This window comes from Pseudomonas putida W15Oct28, assembly GCF_000708715.2.
Lineage (GTDB): Bacteria > Pseudomonadota > Gammaproteobacteria > Pseudomonadales > Pseudomonadaceae > Aquipseudomonas > Aquipseudomonas putida_R.
This window is the reverse complement of sequence record NZ_JENB01000002.1, coordinates 25,808-45,890: the sequence shown is the minus strand read 5'-3', so window position 1 is coordinate 45,890 and position 20,083 is coordinate 25,808. Positions and strand designations below refer to the sequence as shown.

Below are 20,083 nucleotides of genomic sequence, written 5' to 3'. Positions count from 1 at the left end.
GGTGATCGGGGGCTTCGGCCTTCCTTCGCTTTCTCCGGCGGCGCTGGCCGCCTTAACGCAGACTTCTAGGGTTTTTCATGACGCGCTACATATTCGTCACGGGCGGTGTTGTTTCTTCATTGGGGAAAGGCATTGCCTCGGCTTCCCTGGCGGCCATCCTGGAAGCGCGGGGCCTGAAGGTCACCATGCTCAAGCTGGATCCGTACATCAACGTCGATCCGGGCACCATGAGCCCGTTCCAGCACGGTGAAGTGTTCGTCACCCACGATGGCGCCGAGACTGACCTCGACCTGGGCCACTACGAGCGGTTCATCCGCACGACCATGACCCAGAACAACAACTTCACCACCGGTCGCATTTACGAGCACGTGCTGCGTAAAGAGCGTCGTGGTGACTACCTGGGCGCGACCATCCAGGTCATCCCGCACATCACCGACGAGATCAAGCGTCGCATCATCAAGGGCGCCGGCGATGCCGACGTGGCCCTGGTGGAAATCGGTGGTACCGTGGGTGACATCGAGTCGCAGCCGTTCCTCGAGGCCATTCGCCAGCTGCGCGTCGAAGTGGGCTCCAAGCGCGCCATGCTGATGCACCTGACCCTGGTCCCGTACATCGCCACCGCTGGCGAAACCAAGACCAAGCCGACCCAGCACTCGGTCAAGGAACTGCGCTCCATCGGCCTGCAGCCTGACGTGTTGATCTGCCGCTCCGACCATCCGGTCGATGCCTCGTCGCGTCGCAAGATCGCGCTGTTCACCAACGTTGAAGAGCGTGCGGTGATTTCGCTGGAAGACGTCGACACCATCTACAAGATCCCGGGCGTGCTGCACGCACAGGGCCTGGACGACTTCGTCGTCGAGCGTTTCGGCCTGCAGTGCAATGGCGCCGACCTGTCCGAGTGGGACAAAGTGGTCGATGCCAAGCTCAACCCTGAGCACGAAGTGACCATCGCCATGGTCGGCAAGTACATGGAGCTGCTGGATGCGTACAAGTCGCTGATCGAAGCGATGAGCCACGCCGGCATCACCAACCGCACCAAGGTCAACCTGCGCTACATCGACTCGGAAGACATCGAGAACCAGGGCACCAGCCTGCTCGAAGGCGCCGACGCCATTCTGGTGCCGGGCGGTTTCGGCCTGCGTGGCGTGGAAGGCAAGATCACCGCGGTGCAATACGCCCGCGAGAACAAGGTACCGTACCTGGGCATCTGCCTGGGCATGCAGGTGGCCGTGATCGAGTTCGCCCGTAACGTAGTGGGCTGGAAAGACGCCAACTCCACCGAGTTCGACCGCAACAGCGGCCACCCGGTAGTCGGCCTGATCACCGAGTGGGCTGATGCCACCGGTGCCGTCGAGACCCGTACCGAGGCTTCCGACCTGGGCGGCACCATGCGCCTGGGCGCACAGGACTGCCAGTTGGCCACCGGCTCCAAGGTGCACGACTGCTACAACAAGGACGTGATCACCGAGCGTCACCGTCACCGCTACGAAGTGAACAACAACCTGCTGCCGCAACTGGTCGATGCTGGCCTGGTGGTTTCCGGTCGTTCCGAAGACGGCGCGCTGGTGGAAGTGGTCGAGTCCAAGGACCACCCATGGTTCGTCGCCTGCCAGTTCCACCCGGAATTCACCTCCACCCCGCGTGACGGCCACCCGCTGTTCAGTGGTTTCGTCAAGGCAGCCCTGGCTCAGAAGAACAAGGCCTGATCAATGACCCAGAAGATCATTCGCGTCGGTAACATCGAGATCGCCAACGACAAGCCGTTCGTCCTATTCGGCGGCATGAACGTCCTGGAGTCCCGTGACCTGGCAATGAAGGTCTGCGAAGAGTACGTGCGGGTGACCGAGAAGCTCGGTATCCCGTACGTGTTCAAGGCCAGCTTCGACAAGGCCAACCGTTCGTCGGTGACGTCCTACCGTGGCCCGGGCATGGAAGAAGGGCTGAAGATCTTCGAAGAGATCAAACGCACCTTCAACGTGCCGGTGATCACCGACGTGCACGAGCCTCACCAGGCCGAGCCCGTCGCCAAGGTGTGCGACATCATCCAGCTGCCGGCCTTCCTGTCGCGCCAGACCGACCTGGTGGTGGCCATGGCCAAGACCGGCGCGGTGATCAACATCAAGAAGGCCCAGTTCCTCGCACCCCAGGAAATGAAACACATCCTGGCCAAGTGCGCAGAGGCCGGTAACGACCAGTTGATCCTCTGCGAGCGTGGTTCGAGCTTCGGCTACAACAACCTTGTTGTGGACATGCTCGGCTTCGGCATCATGAAGCAGTTCGAGTACCCGGTGTTCTTCGACGTGACCCACGCCCTGCAGATGCCGGGTGGTCGCAGCGATTCCGCCGGAGGCCGCCGCGCCCAGGTCACCGACCTGGCCAAGGCCGGCATGAGCCAGGGCCTGGCCGGCCTGTTCCTCGAAGCCCACCCCGACCCGGACAACGCCAAGTGCGATGGCCCATGCGCCTTGCGCCTGGACAAACTGGAGCCATTCCTGGCCCAGCTCAAGCAACTGGACGACCTGGTGAAAAGTTTTCCGACGGTAGAAACCGCGTAAAGCTCATTTCTCGGGTAAAGTACCGCCCGATCCACCCCTGACCAATCGGTCAGGGGCTCCCTTCACCCGGCCTGCCCACTGCAAAGTCCGCCAGGTGAACGGCAAGAATTTCTTAAGCTAGGTTGTTTTCGTCAATTCTGGAGTGCTTACAACAATGGCAAAAATCGTCGACATCAAAGGTCGTGAAGTTCTCGATTCGCGTGGCAACCCCACCGTGGAAGCCGATGTACTGCTCGACAACGGCATCATCGGCAGCGCTTGCGCGCCGTCCGGTGCTTCCACCGGCTCGCGCGAAGCGCTGGAGCTGCGTGATGGCGACAAGAGCCGTTACCTGGGCAAGGGCGTGCTGAAAGCCGTCGGCAACATCAACGGCCCGATCCGTGAGCTGCTGCTGGGCAAGGACCCTTCCGACCAGAAGGCCCTGGACCGCGCCATGATCGAACTGGACGGTACCGAGAACAAGGCCAAGCTGGGCGCCAACGCCATCCTGGCTGTTTCCCTGGCTGCCGCCAAGGCCGCTGCCCAGGACCAGGACCTGCCGCTGTACGCGCACATCGCCAACCTGAACGGCACCCCGGGTCAATACTCGATGCCGGTTCCGATGATGAACATCATCAACGGTGGCGAGCACGCCGATAACAACGTCGACATCCAGGAGTTCATGGTTCAGCCGGTTGGCGCCAAGACCTTCTCCGACGGCCTGCGCATGGGTACAGAAATCTTCCACCACCTCAAAGCCGTGCTGAAGGCCCGTGGCCTGAACACCGCCGTGGGTGACGAAGGTGGCTTCGCGCCTAACCTGGCTTCCAACGAAGACGCCCTGGCTGCCATCGCCGAAGCGGTCGAAAAAGCCGGCTACAAGCTGGGCACCGACGTGACCCTGGCACTGGACTGCGCGGCTTCCGAATTCTACGAAGACGGCAAGTACAACCTGTCCGGCGAAGGCAAGTCGTTCGACGCCGAAGGCTTCGCCGAGTACCTGAAAGGCCTGACCGAGCGCTTCCCGATCATCTCGATCGAAGACGGCCTGGACGAGTCCGACTGGGCTGGCTGGAAGATCCTCACCGACAAGATCGGCGAGAAGGTACAGCTGGTTGGCGACGACCTGTTCGTGACCAACACCAAGATTCTCAAGGAAGGCATCGAGAAAGGCATCGGTAACTCGATCCTGATCAAGTTCAACCAGATCGGTTCGCTGACCGAAACCCTGGAAGCCATCCAGATGGCCAAGGCTGCCGGCTACACCGCGGTGATCTCGCACCGTTCCGGTGAAACCGAGGACTCGACCATTGCCGACCTGGCCGTGGGTACCGCTGCCGGCCAGATCAAGACCGGTTCGCTGTGCCGTTCCGACCGCGTTTCCAAGTACAACCAACTGCTGCGCATCGAAGAGCAACTGGGTGCCAAAGCGGTTTACCGTGGTCGTACCGAGTTTCGCGGCTAAGCAAGAGATGGTAAAAAGACAGCAGCCGGAGCTGTAGGAACGTTCGTACTGAACTTTACTGCGTTCCAACGGGTTTCTGTCTACGAAGCCTGGCCTCGGCCAGGCTTCGTGCTATTTGAGACCCCGAAATGCATAGTGTGCGGCGGTCTTTTTAACCTGGATACCTAGATGCGCAGTCCTTATTGGTTGTTCCTCGTCCTGCTCCTGCTGCTGGGTGGCCTGCAGTACCGCCTGTGGGTGGGTAATGGCAGCCTGGCGCAAGTGACCGAGCTGAAGCAGCAGATTGCCGAGCAGCATGCGGAGAACGAGCGCCTGCTCGAGCGTAACCGTGTGCTCGATGCCGAGGTGCTGGAGCTGAAAAAAGGCATGGAGACCGTTGAAGAACGGGCTCGCCACGAATTGGGAATGGTCAAAGAGGGCGAAACCCTCTTCCAGTTGCCACAGAAATGATCGATACCTTGCCGGCCTTCTGGGCCGTGATTCCTGCTGCGGGCGTTGGTGCCCGCATGGCTGCCGACCGCCCCAAGCAATACCTGGAGCTGGCCGGGCAGACCCTTCTCGAGCACAGCCTCGACTGTTTTCTTGGCCATCCGGCGCTTAACGGCGTGGTGGTCAGCATTGCTGAAGATGACCCGTACTGGCCGGCCCTGCGTTGCGCCAGCGACTCGCGCATCCAGCGCGCAGCGGGCGGGCGTGAACGCGCCGACTCGGTGCTTAATGCGTTGCTGTTGCTGCATGCCCAGGGCGCCTCGGACAGCGACTGGGTGCTGGTGCACGATGCTGCGCGGCCGAACCTCGCACGCAGCGACCTGGACAAGTTGTTGTCGGAGCTGGCAAACGACCCGGTGGGTGGTCTGCTCGCCGTGCCGGCGCGCGACACCCTCAAGCGTGCCAACAGCGATGGCCGGGTGAGCGCTACCGTGGACCGCAGCACTATCTGGCAGGCGTACACGCCGCAGATGTTCCGCCTTGGGGCGTTGCACCGGGCGCTGGCCGAGTGCCTGGTGTCGGATGTGGTGGTGACCGATGAGGCCTCTGCCATCGAATGGTCCGGCCAGGCGCCGCGGCTGGTTGAAGGGCGCAGTGACAACATCAAGGTCACCCGCCCCGAAGACCTGGAATGGTTGCGCCAGCGCTGGGCAGGGCGCCGTTGAAGGTTTAATCCTGCACCGGCCTCTTCGCGGGCTTGCCCGCTCCCACAGGTAAAGCGCAAATCTGAACCGATTTGCGGGCCCTGTGGGAGCGGGCAAGCCCGCGAAGAGGCCAGTTCATGCAGCGCTTTCCTTCAGCCCAAACGATATTCCGGCAACCCCGCCAACCCTGCCTTCAGGTAATCCACCAGCCGGCGCACCTTCGGCGACAGGTGCCGCTGCTGCGGATACAGCGCCCACACGGCCGTATTCGGCGGCTGGTGCGCCTCCAGCAGTGACACCAGCGCACCACTGTTCAGGTGCTCCAGCACGTAATAATCCGGCAACTGGCACAACCCTATCCCTTGCAGTGCCGCGTCCAGCACGGCCTGGCCACTGTTGCAGCGCCAGTTGCCCTGTATCCGCTGGCTGATCTCGCGGCCGTCCTGTTGCAGCGCCCACAAGTCGGAACTGCCCACCAGGCAATTGTGCCGCGCCAGTTCCGACAGGCTGTGCGGCCGGCCATAACGTTCCAGGTAGGCAGGCGACGCGCACAGGTACATGCGTCGCGGCGCCAGGCGAGTGGCCACCAGCCGGGAGTCGGCCAGTCGGCCCAGGCGGATGGCCAGGTCCATGCCTTCATGCAGCAGGTCGAGGGTGTGGTTGCTCAGCTCCACATCCACCCGTAACTGCGGGTAGAGCGCCATGAACCGTGTCACCAGCGGCACGATGAAGCGCTCGCCGTAGGCGACCGCGCAGGTCATGCGCAGCAACCCCTTGGGTTCGCTGGCCAGGTCGCCCATGGCGCGCAGGGCTTCCTCGCGGCCATCCTGCAGGCGCTGGCAGTGTTGCAAAAACGTCTGCCCAGCCTCGCTCAGGGTGACCCGGCGGGTGCTGCGGTACAGCAGGCGCGTCTGCAGGCGTTCCTCCAGCCGGGCGATCTGGCGGCTGATATGTGACGAGGAAACCCCCAGGCGTTCGGCTGCTGCCGTGAACTGGCCCGATTCGGCCACGGCGACGAATTCGTCGATGCCCTCCCAGCGGCTGCTCATGGATTATCCCTGTATGGCAATAATGTTTTGTCTTTGGCCGGATTATTCATCAAATGGAGGTGAATTACACTGTGGGACTGAATCGACCCTCTGTCTGGAGACCTTTGATGATCAAGTCCCGTGCTGCCGTAGCCTTCGAGGCCAAGAAACCCCTGGAAATCGTCGAAGTCGACGTGGCCATGCCCAAGGCCGGTGAAGTGCTGCTGCGTGTGGTCGCCAGTGGTGTCTGCCACACCGATGCCTACACCCTGTCCGGTGCCGACCCGGAAGGCATCTTCCCGTCGATCCTCGGCCACGAAGGCGGCGCGATCGTCGAAGCGGTAGGCGAGGGCGTGACCTCGGTGGCCGTCGGCGACCACGTGATCCCGCTGTACACCCCGGAGTGCGGCAAGTGCAAGTTCTGCCTCTCGGGCAAGACCAACCTGTGCCAGGCCATCCGCGCTACCCAGGGCAAGGGCCTGATGCCGGACGGCACCACGCGCTTCTCGTACAAGGGCCAGCAGCTGTTCCACTACATGGGCACCTCGACCTTCTCCGAGTACACCGTGCTGCCGGAAATCTCCGTGGCCAAAATCCAGAAAGAAGCACCACTGGAAAAGGTCTGCCTGCTGGGCTGTGGCGTCACCACCGGTATCGGTGCGGTGCTCAACACCGCCAAGGTCAAACCCGGTGACACCGTGGCCATCTTCGGCCTGGGCGGCATCGGCCTGTCGGCTGTGATCGGTGCGGTCAAGGCCAAGGCCTCGCGCATCATCGCCGTCGACATCAACCCGGCCAAGTTCGAGATCGCCCGCCAGCTGGGTGCCACCGACTGCATCAACCCGAAAGAATACGACCGCCCGATCCAGGAAGTGATCGTCGACCTCACCGACGGTGGCGTGGACTTCTCCTTCGAGTGCATTGGTAACGTGCAACTGATGCGCGCTGCCCTGGAATGCTGCCACAAGGGCTGGGGCGAGTCGGTCATCATCGGCGTAGCCGGTGCCGGCCAGGAAATCGCCACCCGTCCGTTCCAACTGGTCACCGGCCGCGTCTGGCGTGGTTCGGCGTTCGGCGGCGTGCGTGGCCGCAGCGAGCTGCCAAGCTACGTGGAAATGGCCGAGAAGGGCGAGATCCCGCTGGATACCTTCATCACCCATACCATGGGCCTGGAAGACATCAACAAAGCCTTCGACCTGATGCATGAAGGCAAGAGCATCCGCAGCGTGATCCACTTCTGAGGTACGCCATGAGCCTGGATAACATCTCCTGCCAGAAGAGCTTCGGCGGCTGGCACAAGCGTTACCGGCATCACTCCAAGGTGCTGGGCTGCGACATGGTGTTTGCCGTGTACCTGCCACCGCAGGCCGAGCAGGGCGAGAAGCTGCCGGTGCTTTACTGGCTTAGCGGCCTCACCTGCACCGACGAGAACTTCATGCAGAAGGCCGGCGCCCAGCGCATGGCCGCAGAGCTTGGGCTGATCATCGTGGCCCCGGACACCAGCCCGCGTGGCGAGCAGGTGCCGGGCGACCCGGACGGCGCCTGGGACTTCGGCCTGGGGGCCGGCTTTTACCTCAACGCCACCCAGCAACCCTGGGCCCAGCATTACCGCATGCACGACTATGTGGTGGAGGAGTTGCCGGCACTGATCGAGGCGCACTTCCCGGCGTCGGGCGAGCGCAGTATCAGCGGCCACTCCATGGGCGGGCATGGCGCGCTGGTGTGCGCCTTGCGCAACCCGGGTCGCTACCGCTCGGTGTCGGCGTTCTCGCCGATCAGCAACCCGATGGATTGCCCGTGGGGCGAGAAGGCCTTCAGCCGCTACCTGGGTGAAGACCGAGCGCGCTGGCGCGAGTGGGATGCCAGCGTACTGCTGGCGGAAACGCCTGCTGGCGAATGCCCGCCATTGCTTGTTGACCAGGGTGACCGTGACGACTTCCTCGAGAAGCAGCTCAAGCCTGAAGCGCTGGAGCAGGCGGCACGCAAAGGGGGCCATGAAATGACCCTGCGTCTGCAGCCGGGCTATGACCATAGCTACTACTTCATTGCCAGCTTCATCGAGGAGCACCTGCGCCATCATGCGGTGGCACTGGGTCGGGGTTAACGCATGACTGTAGGGGCGGCCTTGTGTCGCGATCGGGCCGCAGAGCGGCCCGTGATGTTGGCGTTGACGCGGGTATCGCCGGGGCTGCTTTGCAGCCCGATCGCGACGCAAGGCCGCTCCTACATGGCGGCCCCAATAACGGCTAAAGCAGGTAGAATCACGCCCTGACTCATTCAGGGCGTTTTTCTATGCGTATTGGCCATGGCTACGATGTGCACCGTTTCTGCGACGGTGATTTCATTACCCTGGGCGGGGTGCGTATCCCCCACAAATACGGCCTGCTGGCCCACTCCGACGGCGACGTGCTGCTGCACGCCCTGAGCGATGCCTTGCTGGGCGCTGCGGCGCTGGGCGACATCGGCAAGCACTTCCCCGACACCGACCCACAGTTCAAGGGTGCCGACAGCCGCGTGCTGCTGCGCCATGTGGTCGGCATCGTCAAGGCCAAGGGCTGGAAGGTCGGCAATGTCGACGCCACCATCGTCGCCCAGGCGCCGAAGATGGCCCCGCACATCGAGGCCATGCGCCAGCTGATCGCCGAAGACCTGCAGGTCGAGCTCGACCAGGTCAACGTCAAGGCCACCACCACTGAAAAGCTGGGCTTCACCGGCCGTGAGGAGGGGATTGCCGTGCATTCGGTCGCCCTGCTGCTGCCAGCATGACCGAACTGGATCTGCTGGGCCCGTGCGCATCGGGCGAACCCTTGGGCACCGCCGTCCTAAAGGCGGTGGCTGAAGACTTCCAGGTCGACGAAGTGCTGGACATTCCGCTGTCCGGCCAGGGCGAGCACCTGTGGCTGTGGGTCGAAAAGCGTGACCTGAACACCGAAGAGGCCGCCCGCCGCCTGGCGCGCGCCGCAGGCGTGCCGGTGCGTTCGATCAGCTACGCCGGGCTCAAGGACCGTCAGGCCCTGACCCGTCAGTGGTTCAGCCTGCACCTGCCGGGCAAGGCCGACCCCGACCTGTCGCGCGCTGAAGATGCCAGCCTGCGCGTGCTCAAGCAGGTGCGTCACCAGCGCAAGCTGCAGCGTGGCGCGCATTCGGCCAACGGCTTCACCCTGCGCCTGACGGCCCTGGCGGCCGACCACCAGGCTGTGGATGCACGCCTGGCACAGCTCAAGCAGCACGGTGTGCCCAACTATTTCGGCACCCAGCGCTTCGGTCACGGCGGGGGCAACGTCCATGACGCCCTCGACTGGGCTGCGCGCAAGGCATTGCCCGAGCAGCGCAACGTGCGTTCGCGCCTGCTTTCCGCCGGGCGCAGCTACCTGTTCAACCAGGTGCTGGCGGCACGTGTCGCCGAAGGTAGCTGGGCGCAGGCCCAGGTCGGCGACCTGCTGGCGTTCACCGACAGCCGTAGCTTCTTCCCGGCCGGCGAGGCGGAATGCGCCGACCCACGGCTGGCGATTCTCGACCTGCACCCGACCGGCCCGATGTGGGGCGAGGGCGACTCGCCTGCTGGCGGCGCCACTGCGCAGCTGGAAAATGCCGTCGGCGCACGGCAGCCGGCACTTTGCCAGTGGTTGGCCCAGGCGGGCATGGATCACGAACGGCGTATTTTGCGGCTCCCTATTGGCGGCCTGACATGGCATTATCCCGAGCCTGATATCCTGCAACTGGAATTCGTCCTGCCGGCCGGATGCTTCGCCACCGTAGTGGTGCGCGAAATCGTGGATCTGGTGTCGGCAGGGCAGACGGACAGCTCATGCGTATTCTGATTTCGAACGACGACGGTGTTACCGCACCCGGCATCGCCGCGCTGCACGCTGCGCTGGCGGATTACGCCGAGTGCGCGGTGATCGCCCCGGATCAAGACAAAAGTGGCGCCAGCAGTTCGCTGACGCTGGACCGGCCACTGCACCCGCAGACCCTGGCCAACGGCTTCATCAGCCTCAACGGCACACCGACCGACTGTGTGCACCTGGGGCTAAATGGGCTGTTGCCGCAGGTGCCGGACATGGTCGTGTCGGGGATCAACCTCGGTGCCAACCTGGGTGATGACGTGTTGTACTCCGGTACGGTCGCCGCTGCGTTGGAAGGCCGTTTCCTGGGCACCACATCGCTGGCGTTTTCGCTGTTGTCGCGTCAGCCGGACAACCTGCCGACGGCGGCCTACATCGCCCGTCGCCTGGTCGAGGCGCAGTCGCGCCTGGTGCTGCCGCCACGCACCGTCCTCAACGTCAATATTCCCAACCTGCCGCTGGAGCACATCCGTGGCATCCAGCTCACCCGCCTCGGTCACCGGGCACGGGCGGCGGCACCGACCAAGGTGGTCAACCCGCGCGGCAAGGAAGGCTACTGGATCGCCGTGGCCGGTGATGCCGAGGATGGCGGCCCGGGCACCGACTTCCATGCGGTGATGCAAGGCTTCGTCTCGATCACGCCGCTGCAGCTCGACCGCACCTTCAACGAAGCCTTCGAGCAGCTCGACGGTTGGCTGGAGGGCGTGCTCTGATGCGCGAGGACGATATGCTGCGGCGTGGCATCGGCATGACCTCCCAGCGCACCCGGGAGCGGCTGATCCAGCGCCTGTGCGAAGAGGGTGTGTCGAACACCAAGGTACTCGACGTGATCCGTCGTACCCCGCGTCACCTGTTCGTCGACGAGGCTCTGGCGCATCGTGCCTACGAAGACACCGCGCTGCCGATAGGCCACAACCAGACCATCTCCCAGCCGTTCATGGTTGCCCACATGAGCGAGTTGCTGCTCGAGGCCGGGCCACTGGACAAGGTGCTGGAGATCGGCACCGGCTCGGGTTACCAGACGGCGATCCTTGCCCAGTTGGTTGAGCGGGTATTCTCGGTGGAGCGTATCAAGGTGCTGCAGGACCGGGCCAAAGAGCGCCTGGTAGAGCTGAACCTGCGCAACGTGGTATTCCGCTGGGGCGATGGTTGCGAAGGCTGGCCGGCGCTGGCGCCGTACAATGGCATCATCGTCACGGCGGTGGCGCCGGAAGTGCCCCAGGCACTGCTTGACCAGCTGGCACCTGGTGGCCGCATGGTGATCCCGGTGGGGCCGGCCGGCGAAACCCAGCAACTGATGCTGATCGTGCGCGAGGAGCATGGGTTCTCCCGCCGTGTGCTGGGGGCAGTGCGCTTCGTACCGCTGCTCAATGGCCCGCTGGCCTGAGCGCTGCGTCGGGCTGGGCGCTGCCGGTATGAGCCGCGTGGTATTTTTGCGCCGCCGGCGAATTCTTGCAGCTTCGCCCTGTCTATCTGGCGGAGCGAAGCGCTAGCGCACCATGCGCAGCGCGGCTTTGCTACAGCCTTTTGCATCAGCCTGCCAATACCGGCCGGCTTGGTTATAATTGCAACAATATTGCATTTCTTGTCTTCATATCGTTTTCGGCACCATGAGGGGAGCGCGGGTGGGTCACACAGTCATTCGGCAGCGCAAGGATGGGTCGGGTTTCAAGCTTCTGGTGATTGCACTGGCCATGGGCACGCTACTTGTGGGTTGCTCGAGCACCACTAACACCAGTGCGCGGGTGGTCGACCGCAACAACACCGTGCCCAAGCGCCCGGCAGTGACGTCCGGGCAGTACGTCGTCAAGCCGGGTGACACGCTCTTCTCCATCGCCTTCCGCTATGGCTGGGACTACAAGGAACTGGCCGCACGCAACGGCATCCCGGCGCCTTATACCATCCGCCCAGGCCAAGCGATTCGTTTCAGCAGTGGCTCAAGCAGCAGTACCACGGTGGTGTCCAACCCGTCCTCGTCGAGCCGCACCACGGTCACGCGGCGGCCTGTGGGGAGCACTGTCACGGCGCCTGCCAGCACCGGCAAACCGGCCACGCCGGCCCCTTCCACCAGCGCGCCGGTGGTTGCCACCGTGCCTGCTGCGGAGCGCGCGGTAGGGGGCTGGACCTGGCCTGCCAACGGCGTGCTGATTGGAAAATTTGCTTCAAACGGTAGTTTGAATAAAGGCATTGATATCGCCGGTGATTTGGGACAGCCTGTTTTTGCTGCGTCTGATGGTGCGGTGGTTTACGCCGGGAGTGGTTTGAGGGGCTACGGCGAGCTGATCATCATCAAACACAGCGATACCTACGTCAGTGCCTACGGTCATAACCGCAGGCTGTTGGTTCGGGAGGGGCAGCAGGTCAAGGCAGGGCAGTCGATTGCTGAAATGGGGTCCACGGGCACAGATCGGGTGAAGCTGCATTTTGAGATTCGCCGCCAGGGCAAACCCGTCGATCCACTCCAGTTCCTGCCACGCCGTTGATTGTTGTACCCGGCCTGTTCCTGTGATGTAGAGGGGACAGGCTCCAGCGCTGCCAGGGATCAAGGTGCCGCTCGAGTCTGAGTTCGAACTCAGCAAAGGACTATAACAATGGCTCTCAGTAAAGAAGTGCCGGAGTTTGACATCGACGATGACGTCCTCCTGATGGAGACGGGCATCGTTTTGGAAACGGATGTGGTGTCAGACGAACCTGCTGTATCTTCGGTTCGGACGAGGGCCAAGTCGGGCTCTTCGCTCAAGCAACACAAGTACATCGATTACACCCGGGCGCTTGATGCTACCCAGTTGTATCTCAACGAGATCGGCTTCTCGCCGCTGCTTTCGCCGGAAGAGGAAGTGCACTTTGCGCGCCTGTCGCAGAAGGGCGACCCCGCTGGCCGCAAGCGCATGATCGAAAGCAACCTGCGCCTGGTTGTAAAAATTGCCCGTCGTTACGTGAACCGCGGCCTGTCGCTGCTCGACCTGATCGAGGAGGGCAACCTGGGGCTGATCCGTGCGGTCGAGAAGTTCGACCCGGAGCGTGGTTTCCGTTTCTCGACCTATGCGACCTGGTGGATTCGCCAGACCATCGAACGGGCGATCATGAACCAGACCCGCACCATCCGCCTGCCAATCCACGTGGTCAAGGAACTGAACGTCTACCTGCGCGCCGCACGCGAGCTGACCCAGAAACTCGACCACGAACCCTCACCGGAAGAAATCGCCACGTTGCTGGAGAAGCCGGTCGCCGAGGTCAAGCGCATGCTCGGCCTGAACGAGCGCGTGTCTTCGGTGGATGTGTCGCTTGGCCCGGACTCGGACAAGACCCTGCTCGACACCTTGACCGACGACCGCCCCACCGACCCGTGCGAACTGCTGCAGGATGACGACCTGTCGCAGAGCATCGACCAGTGGCTGGGCGAATTGACCGACAAGCAGCGTGAAGTGGTGGTGCGTCGCTTTGGCCTGCGCGGGCATGAGAGCAGCACCCTGGAGGATGTTGGCCTGGAGATCGGCCTGACCCGGGAACGGGTGCGGCAGATCCAGGTAGAGGGGCTCAAGCGTCTGCGTGAGATCCTTGAGAAGAACGGCTTGTCCAGTGAGTCTTTGTTCCAGTAGCGAAGGCCTGTCACACAAAAACGCCCCGATGACCTCGGGGCGTTTTTGTGTGTGGCGAAAACGGGTGTTCCATTTCAGTTTGCCGGGGGCCCTGTGCGCCCCTTTCGCGACACAAGGCCGCTCCTACAGGGGGCCGCGATCATGCAGATAATCGCGATCCCCTGTAGGAGCGGCCTTGTGTCGCGATTGGGCTGCAAAGCAGCCCCACATGTATGGCGCCACCTCAGTAACATTGCGTGTAAGCCTTTTCTTACTTGTTTTGTAAGCTATCTATGCAAGTCGCAGTAAATCATTGTCGTTTCCAGCCTGTGTATTTTTACAACCCATTGAAAAACATGGCTTATTCGGCTGTGAGGAAATGTGTCCCCAGTAATACCTTGTCAGGTTTCGCGCTTGCCCGCCCGGCTCAACCCGCTAGTATTCGAACTGTGCACAGGGACATGCACAGGCTTTCAGGATGAAGGCCAAGGACATCGCAAGAAGCGATTTCATCAGGAAGATGTTTGGGACAAGCAGGGACTACGGAAAAAAATGTGGGCGGGTCAAACCGCCCCTTTTTTTTGCCCGCAGAAAAACAAAAAAGGCCCCGAGGGGCCTTTTTCGTGTCCGGGCGCTATCAGCGCACCAGGTCTGCGATCTTGCCAGTCTTGCCGTCCCACTCTTCAGCGTCAGGCAGGGCATCCTTACGCTCGGTGATGTTTGGCCAGACTTCCGCCAGTTCGGCGTTCAGCTCGATGAAGTTCTCCATCCCGGCAGGGATTTCGTCTTCCGAGAAGATGGCTTGCGCTGGGCATTCCGGTTCGCAGAGTGCACAGTCAATGCACTCGTCCGGGTGGATGACCAGGAAGTTCGGGCCTTCGTAGAAGCAGTCCACCGGACAGACTTCCACGCAGTCGGTGTATTTGCATTTGATGCAGTTGTCGGTGACGACGAAGGTCATTTCTAGTTCTCTCCTCAGGCGACGGCGGCGGCCCTTCCTCTCAGGGCCGCGCGGTTTACAGGTATGTGGCTGCAGGCCAGGCTAATAACCTGCAGCACCAGCAAACCGCGGCGGATTCTACCAGCTTGTAGTGGGCGCCGTTATAACAGGTTCTTTAGTTGATATAGCATTTCGATAGCTTGGCGCGGGGTCATGTCGTCCAGTTGCAGCTTGCCCAGCTTCTCGATGGCCGGGTGTGGCAGGCTGGCGAACAGATCGCTCTGGTGCGGCACCTGTGGCACATCCCGGGCCTTTTCGGCCGGGGCTTGTTCATGCGGCAGGCTGGTGGTTTCCAGGCGCGCCAGGTGTTCGCGAGCACGCTGGATCACAACCCCCGGCACGCCCGCCAGTTGTGCCACGGCCAGGCCGTAGCTCTGGCTGGCAGGGCCAGGCAGTACATGGTGCAGGAACACGATGCGCTCGTTGTGCTCGGTGGCATTCAGGTGCACGTTGGCCACCAGCGGTTCACTCTCCGGCAGCACGGTGAGCTCGAAGTAGTGGGTGGCGAACAGGGTATAGGCGCGCAACTGGGCCAGGCGCTCGGCGGCAGCCCACGCCAGCGATAGGCCGTCGAAGGTACTGGTGCCGCGGCCCACTTCGTCCATCAGCACCAGGCTGCGGTCGGTTGCATTGTGCAGGATGTTGGCGGTTTCGCTCATCTCGACCATGAAGGTCGAGCGCCCGCCGGCCAGGTCGTCGCTGGAGCCGATACGGGTGAAGATGCGGTCGACCAGCGAAAGCTCGCAGCCGGCCGCCGGCACGAAGCTGCCGATGTGCGCCAGCAGCACGATCAGGGCGGTCTGGCGCATGTAGGTGGATTTACCGCCCATGTTCGGGCCGGTAATGATCAGCATGCGCGTGCTGTTGTCCAGGCCCAGGTCGTTGGCCACGAACGGCGTGGTCAGTACCTGCTCCACGACCGGGTGGCGGCCTTGCTCGATGCGCAGGCACGGCTCGTCGACGAAGCGCGGGCAGTTCAGGTCGAGGTTCAGCGCACGTTCGGCCAGGTTGCTGAGCACATCCAGTTCGGCCAGGGCGGCGGCGCTGTCCTGCAGTGGCGCCAGGTGGCTGATCAGGGTTTCCAGCAGGGCGTCGTAGAGCATCTTCTCGCGGGCCAGGGCGCGGCTCTTGGCTGATAGCGCCTTGTCCTCGAACACTTTCAGCTCGGGGGTGATGAAGCGCTCCGCACCCTTGAGGGTCTGGCGGCGGATGTAGTCGCCCGGCGCCTGCTCGGCCTGCTTGGTCGGCAGCTCGATGAAGTAGCCGTGCACGCGGTTGTAGCCGACCTTGAGGTTGGCAAGGCCGGTGCGGGCCTTTTCCCGGGCTTCCAGGTCGATCAGGAACTGGCCGGCGTTCTCGCTGATCGCCAGCAGCTCGTCCAGCTCGTTGTCATAGCCGGTCTTGAGCACGCCGCCGTCGCGGATCACCGCTGGCGGGTTGTCGATGATCGCCCGCTCCAGCAGGCTGGCCAGCTCCGGATAGGTGCCAGTAATGGCCGCCAGGCGCGCAAGGTGCGGCGCCTCCAGTTCGGTCATGGCGTTCTGCAGTTCGGGCAAGGCACCCAATGCATCGCGCAGCCGTGCCAGGTCGCGTGGGCGGGCATTGCGAAGGCCGATTCGGGCGAGGATCCGCTCGATGTCGCCAATTTCTTTCAGTTGCGGCTGGAGCTTCTCGAAGCTGTACCTGTCGAGCAGGCAGCGGATCGAATCCTGGCGTGCTTGCAGTACCTTGAGGTCGCGCAGCGGGCGGTTCAGCCAGCGGCTCAGCAAACGGCTGGCCATGGCAGTCTGGCAGCGGTCGACCACCGATTGCAGGGTGTTGTCACGCCCACCCGCCAGGTTGACGTCCAGCTCCAGGTTGCGACGGCTGGCGCCATCGAGGATGACCGTGTCGTCCAGGCGCTCGTGGCGCAGGCTGCGCAGGTGCGGCAGGGCGGTGCGCTGGGTTTCCTTGGCGTAGGTCAGCAGGCAGCCGGCGGCGCCGATGGCCAGGGTCAGCTTGTCGCAGCCAAAGCCTTTGAGGTCCTTGGTCGCGAACTGCTGGCACAGGGCCTTGCGTGCCGAATCGCGGTCGAAGTCCCACGGCGCCCGGCGGCGGGCGCCCGGGCGCTTTTCGGCGGGCAGGTCGCGCGGCCAGTCATCGGGGATCAGCAGCTCGACCGGGTTGAGGCGCTCAAGCTCGGCCAGCAGGTTCTCCCAGCCTTTGATTTCCTGCACGCTGAAGTTGCCGCTGGTGATGTCCAGTACGGCCAGGCCGAACAGGCGTTCGTCACCGAGCAGCGCGGCAATCAGGTTGTCGCGACGCTCGTCGAGCAGTGCCTCGTCGCTGACCGTGCCCGGGGTGATGATACGCACCACTTGGCGCTCCACCGGGCCCTTGCTGGTGGCCGGGTCGCCAATCTGTTCGCAGATCACCACCGACTCGCCCAGCTTGACCAGCTTGGCCAGGTAGCCTTCCAGCGAATGGAACGGAATCCCGCACATGGGGATGGACTGGCCGGCCGACTGGCCGCGCGCGGTCAGGGTGATGTCCAGCAGTTTCGCGGCCTTCTTCGCATCTTCGTAGAAGATTTCGTAGAAGTCGCCCATGCGGTAGAACATCAGCTGGTCCGGGTGCTGGTGCTTCAGCTTCCAGTACTGCTGCATCATCGGGGTGTGTGCGGAGAGATCGGAGATTGCTTTATTCATCAAAGGCTTAGAAAGTAGGTCTCAACATTGTGGGGCAAATTGGGGCGTTCCGTGTTGCGTGCGCGGCGCCGAGACCCACCTGATTTTTCAAGCCGCATAGGGTACCACGGCAACCGCACAGGCAGTACCTGCAAGTCCTGGCAGCAATCAGGGTTGAAGTGAGGGCATATTGACAGTACGGCGTCCCCATGGAGAATCGGGGGCTTTTTAACATCAGGGAAGACCCGCCGGAATCAACTCCGGTGGCGTGTGACCCCATAAACAGTTATTGCAATCGGGTTGATTAAAGCAGTGAGCGGAATTCGTTTTGATGTCGATGCAGTGTTTTGTATCTCCCTCGATACCCGGGGTGACCGGCGTAAGCTATTCACAGAAACCATCGGTCAGCAGCTGGACAATGAGGTGGTTTTTCATGTCGTCCAGAAAAACAGCGACCCCGCGCGCGGGTGCTACGAGTCGCATCAGCAACTGGCTCGCCATGCGCTGGAAAACGACCTGGATAGAATCTTGATTTTCGAAGACGATGCCAAGACCTATGAGTTTACGGCTACGCGGGTTCGCTGGGTAAACCGCTTCATGCAGAAGCGGCCCTTCGAGGCTCTGCACCTGGGCTACTCCATGGGGCGCACGTGGCTGACCTGGTTTCCGTTCATCGCCAGGGGGCGGGTGGTCGCGTTGCACGCCTATGTATTGTCGCGCCAAGGCTGCCGGATTCTGGCCGAGACGCCCTACGATGGCACGCCGGTGGATGTAGTGGTCAAACACAGGATCCGCCAGCATTGTGTATTCCCCATGATGTTCCGCCAGCATGCCGCCGCTGTGACCGGCAGTGATCTGGAACAGGTGGTGCGCAATGAAGATGAATGGTGGGAGCGCAACTGGGTCAAGCACCGTCGTTCACCGGCGAAGAACATCTGGCGCACCGTGCTTCGGTTGAACTTTTGATATGACCGAGTGGCTCAGGCTTGTGCTGTGTCGGCTGTACAGGCACAAGCCTGTAGAAGTCGAGCGCGTGTTTGTCGGCGAAATCGTCATTTCACGGCAGGCCTGCTGCCGTTGTGGTCGCAGGCTTCGCGAGCTGGCCGAATATCAGTGACACACACAAGCTGGTAGGGTAGGTGCAGCCTTTCAGGAGCCCGACATGGACCCGATCACCACGCTTGCCACCCGCTTGGGTGAACACCTGCGCCGTTTCAATGCACAGGTGACCACCGCCGAATCCTGTACCGGCGGTGGCATTGCCGAAGCCATCACCCGTATACCTGGCAGTTCGGCCTGGTTCGAGGTTGGCTACGTGACTTATTCCAACGCCCAGAAAACCCGCCTGTTGGGCGTGCCCGAGACCTTGTTCGGCGAGGTGGGCGCAGTCAGCCAGGAAGTGGTCGAAGCCATGGTCCGCGGTGCCCAGGCCGCCAGCGGCGCGCGCTTCGCCGTGGCGGTAAGCGGTGTGGCTGGGCCGGACGGTGGTTCGCCAGCCAAACCGGTAGGTACCGTGTGGCTGGCCTGGGGTGACGGCAACCGGGTGTTCAGTGAGCGCCGCCAGTTCGACGGTGACCGCGAAGCCGTGCGCCGACAGACGGTGAGCGCCGCGTTAGACGGCTTGTTACAGCTTGGTGCCGAGTAAATCGACGACAGGGGTTTGCGCGGGCGCCTGCCTGTGGAATAATACTGGCTACTTATACAGGTATTCCGGCCATCAGGGCCAAGTCGAACACGTGAGGATTTCAATGGACGACAACAAGAAACGCGCCTTGGCTGCGGCCCTGGGTCAGATCGAACGCCAATTCGGCAAAGGCGCGGTCATGCGCATGGGTGACCAGGAACGTCAAGGCATGCCTGCCATTTCCACCGGCTCCCTGGGCCTGGATATCGCCCTGGGCATCGGCGGCCTGCCCAAAGGCCGTATCGTCGAGATCTATGGCCCGGAATCGTCGGGTAAGACCACACTGACGCTGTCGGTCATCGCCGAAGCCCAGAAAAGCGGTGCCACCTGCGCCTTCGTCGACGCCGAACACGCCCTCGACCCTGAGTACGCCGGCAAGCTGGGCGTAAACGTCGACGACCTGCTGGTCTCGCAGCCGGACACCGGCGAGCAGGCCCTGGAAATCACCGACATGCTGGTGCGCTCCAACGCTGTTGACGTGATCATTGTCGACTCCGTGGCCGCGCTGGTGCCAAAGGCCGAGATCGAAGGCGAAATGGGTGACATGCACGTGGGCCTGCAGGCTCGCCTGATGTCCCAGGCGCTGCGCAAGATCACGGGTAACATCAAGAACGCCAACTGCCTGGTCATCTTCATCAACCAGATCCGTATGAAGATCGGCGTGATGTTCGGCAGCCCGGAAACCACCACCGGTGGTAACGCCCTGAAGTTCTACGCCTCGGTGCGTCTGGACATCCGCCGTACCGGTGCGGTCAAGGAAGGCGACGAGGTGGTCGGTAGCGAAACCCGCGTCAAGATCGTCAAGAACAAGGTCTCGCCGCCATTCCGTCAGGCCGAGTTCCAGATTCTTTACGGCAAAGGTATTTACCGTAATGGCGAGATCATTGACCTGGGTGTGTCCCAAGGCCTGATCGAGAAGTCGGGTGCCTGGTACGCATACCAGGGCAACAAGATCGGTCAGGGCAAAGCCAACGCTGCCAAGTACCTGGCCGAAAACCCGGCTATTGGTACCGAGATCGAGAAGCAGATCCGTGAAAAGCTGCTGAAAGGCGGTGCTGCCGCTGAAGCCAACAAGGCTGCCGCCGTTGATGCCAGCGCCGACGATGTGGCTGACGCCGAAGCCGGTTATTGATTGCACGGTAGATAGCCG

19 protein-coding genes are annotated in these 20,083 nt (G+C 62.5%); 16 read left to right on the top strand and 3 right to left on the bottom strand.

The annotated features are described in order from the left end of the window. Positions 1-77 precede the first annotated feature (77 nt). The 5 genes from AK81_RS01455 to ispD all read left to right on the top strand — a co-directional run bounded on the left by AK81_RS01455 (position 78) and on the right by ispD (position 5,153). Complete coding sequence (locus AK81_RS01455) at positions 78-1,706, top strand: CTP synthase (protein WP_043196239.1); 1,629 nt, start codon at positions 78-80, stop codon at positions 1,704-1,706. 3 nt (positions 1,707-1,709) lie between these two features. Beyond that, complete coding sequence (kdsA, locus tag AK81_RS01450; RefSeq protein WP_043196237.1) at positions 1,710-2,555, top strand: 3-deoxy-8-phosphooctulonate synthase; 846 nt, start codon at positions 1,710-1,712, stop codon at positions 2,553-2,555. 154 nt (positions 2,556-2,709) lie between these two features. Continuing rightward, complete coding sequence (gene eno, locus AK81_RS01445) at positions 2,710-3,999, top strand: phosphopyruvate hydratase (RefSeq protein ID WP_043196235.1); 1,290 nt, start codon at positions 2,710-2,712, stop codon at positions 3,997-3,999. A 168-nt stretch (positions 4,000-4,167) separates the two neighbouring features. Then, positions 4,168-4,449: a cell division protein FtsB gene (ftsB, locus tag AK81_RS01440; RefSeq protein WP_004375443.1), complete on the top strand. Its 282-nt coding sequence runs from the start codon at positions 4,168-4,170 to the stop codon at positions 4,447-4,449. After that, positions 4,446-5,153 carry a 2-C-methyl-D-erythritol 4-phosphate cytidylyltransferase gene (ispD, locus tag AK81_RS01435; protein ID WP_043196232.1) on the top strand — a complete coding sequence of 236 codons (708 nt, stop codon included), beginning with the start codon at positions 4,446-4,448 and terminating at the stop codon, positions 5,151-5,153. The genes ftsB and ispD overlap by 4 nt, the downstream gene beginning before the upstream one ends. 131 nt (positions 5,154-5,284) lie before the next feature. On the opposite strand, the gene AK81_RS01430 is transcribed toward ispD, so the two are convergent. Next, positions 5,285-6,181: a LysR substrate-binding domain-containing protein gene (locus tag AK81_RS01430; RefSeq protein ID WP_043196231.1), complete on the bottom strand. Its 897-nt coding sequence runs from the start codon at positions 6,179-6,181 to the stop codon at positions 5,285-5,287. Between the two features lie 107 nt (positions 6,182-6,288). Between AK81_RS01430 and AK81_RS01425 the strand changes: the two genes are divergently transcribed. From AK81_RS01425 to rpoS, 8 genes are all read left to right on the top strand, one after another. Next, entirely contained in the window at positions 6,289-7,401 is a 1,113-nt protein-coding gene (locus AK81_RS01425) for an S-(hydroxymethyl)glutathione dehydrogenase/class III alcohol dehydrogenase (RefSeq protein WP_043196230.1), read from the top strand. A gap of 8 nt (positions 7,402-7,409) precedes the next feature. After that, positions 7,410-8,264, top strand: coding sequence for an S-formylglutathione hydrolase (fghA, locus tag AK81_RS01420; protein ID WP_043196229.1), 855 nt, complete (start codon positions 7,410-7,412; stop codon positions 8,262-8,264). A gap of 188 nt (positions 8,265-8,452) precedes the next feature. Further along, the gene (gene ispF, locus AK81_RS01415; RefSeq protein WP_043196228.1) at positions 8,453-8,926 is read left to right on the top strand and encodes a 2-C-methyl-D-erythritol 2,4-cyclodiphosphate synthase; all 474 of its coding nucleotides are present in this window, start codon (positions 8,453-8,455) and stop codon (positions 8,924-8,926) included. After that, positions 8,923-9,981, top strand: a complete 1,059-nt coding sequence (truD, locus tag AK81_RS01410) for a tRNA pseudouridine(13) synthase TruD (protein WP_043196226.1) — start codon at positions 8,923-8,925, stop codon at positions 9,979-9,981. Before ispF ends, truD begins: the two co-directional genes overlap by 4 nt. Beyond that, a complete protein-coding gene (surE, locus tag AK81_RS01405) occupies positions 9,969-10,718 on the top strand; it encodes a 5'/3'-nucleotidase SurE (protein ID WP_043196225.1) in 750 nt (249 codons plus the stop codon). The genes truD and surE overlap by 13 nt, the downstream gene beginning before the upstream one ends. Positions 10,719-10,753: 35 nt before the next feature. Beyond that, a complete protein-coding gene (locus tag AK81_RS01400; protein WP_015269209.1) occupies positions 10,754-11,392 on the top strand; it encodes a protein-L-isoaspartate(D-aspartate) O-methyltransferase in 639 nt (212 codons plus the stop codon). 238 nt (positions 11,393-11,630) lie between these two features. Further along, positions 11,631-12,488 carry a peptidoglycan DD-metalloendopeptidase family protein gene (locus AK81_RS01395; RefSeq protein ID WP_043196222.1) on the top strand — a complete coding sequence of 286 codons (858 nt, stop codon included), beginning with the start codon at positions 11,631-11,633 and terminating at the stop codon, positions 12,486-12,488. A gap of 108 nt (positions 12,489-12,596) precedes the next feature. Further along, positions 12,597-13,604, top strand: coding sequence for an RNA polymerase sigma factor RpoS (rpoS, locus tag AK81_RS01390; protein ID WP_009686059.1), 1,008 nt, complete (start codon positions 12,597-12,599; stop codon positions 13,602-13,604). Positions 13,605-14,220: 616 nt separating this feature from the next. On the opposite strand, the gene fdxA is transcribed toward rpoS, so the two are convergent. Then, positions 14,221-14,544, bottom strand: coding sequence for a ferredoxin FdxA (gene fdxA / locus AK81_RS01385; RefSeq protein ID WP_043196220.1), 324 nt, complete (start codon positions 14,542-14,544; stop codon positions 14,221-14,223). Between the two features lie 140 nt (positions 14,545-14,684). Then, positions 14,685-17,258, bottom strand: a complete 2,574-nt coding sequence (mutS, locus tag AK81_RS01380) for a DNA mismatch repair protein MutS (RefSeq protein ID WP_162491968.1) — start codon at positions 17,256-17,258, stop codon at positions 14,685-14,687. A 303-nt stretch (positions 17,259-17,561) separates the two neighbouring features. Between mutS and AK81_RS01375 the strand changes: the two genes are divergently transcribed. The 3 genes from AK81_RS01375 (at position 17,562) to recA (ending at position 20,065) form a co-directional block, all read left to right on the top strand. Next, positions 17,562-18,215 carry a glycosyltransferase family 25 protein gene (locus tag AK81_RS01375; RefSeq protein WP_043196217.1) on the top strand — a complete coding sequence of 218 codons (654 nt, stop codon included), beginning with the start codon at positions 17,562-17,564 and terminating at the stop codon, positions 18,213-18,215. A 196-nt stretch (positions 18,216-18,411) separates the two neighbouring features. Continuing rightward, on the top strand, positions 18,412-18,894 hold the full coding sequence (locus AK81_RS01370; protein WP_043196215.1) for a CinA family protein: 483 nt from the start codon (positions 18,412-18,414) through the stop codon (positions 18,892-18,894). A 103-nt stretch (positions 18,895-18,997) separates the two neighbouring features. Next, complete coding sequence (recA, locus tag AK81_RS01365) at positions 18,998-20,065, top strand: recombinase RecA (protein WP_043196213.1); 1,068 nt, start codon at positions 18,998-19,000, stop codon at positions 20,063-20,065. Positions 20,066-20,083: the final 18 nt, after the last annotated feature.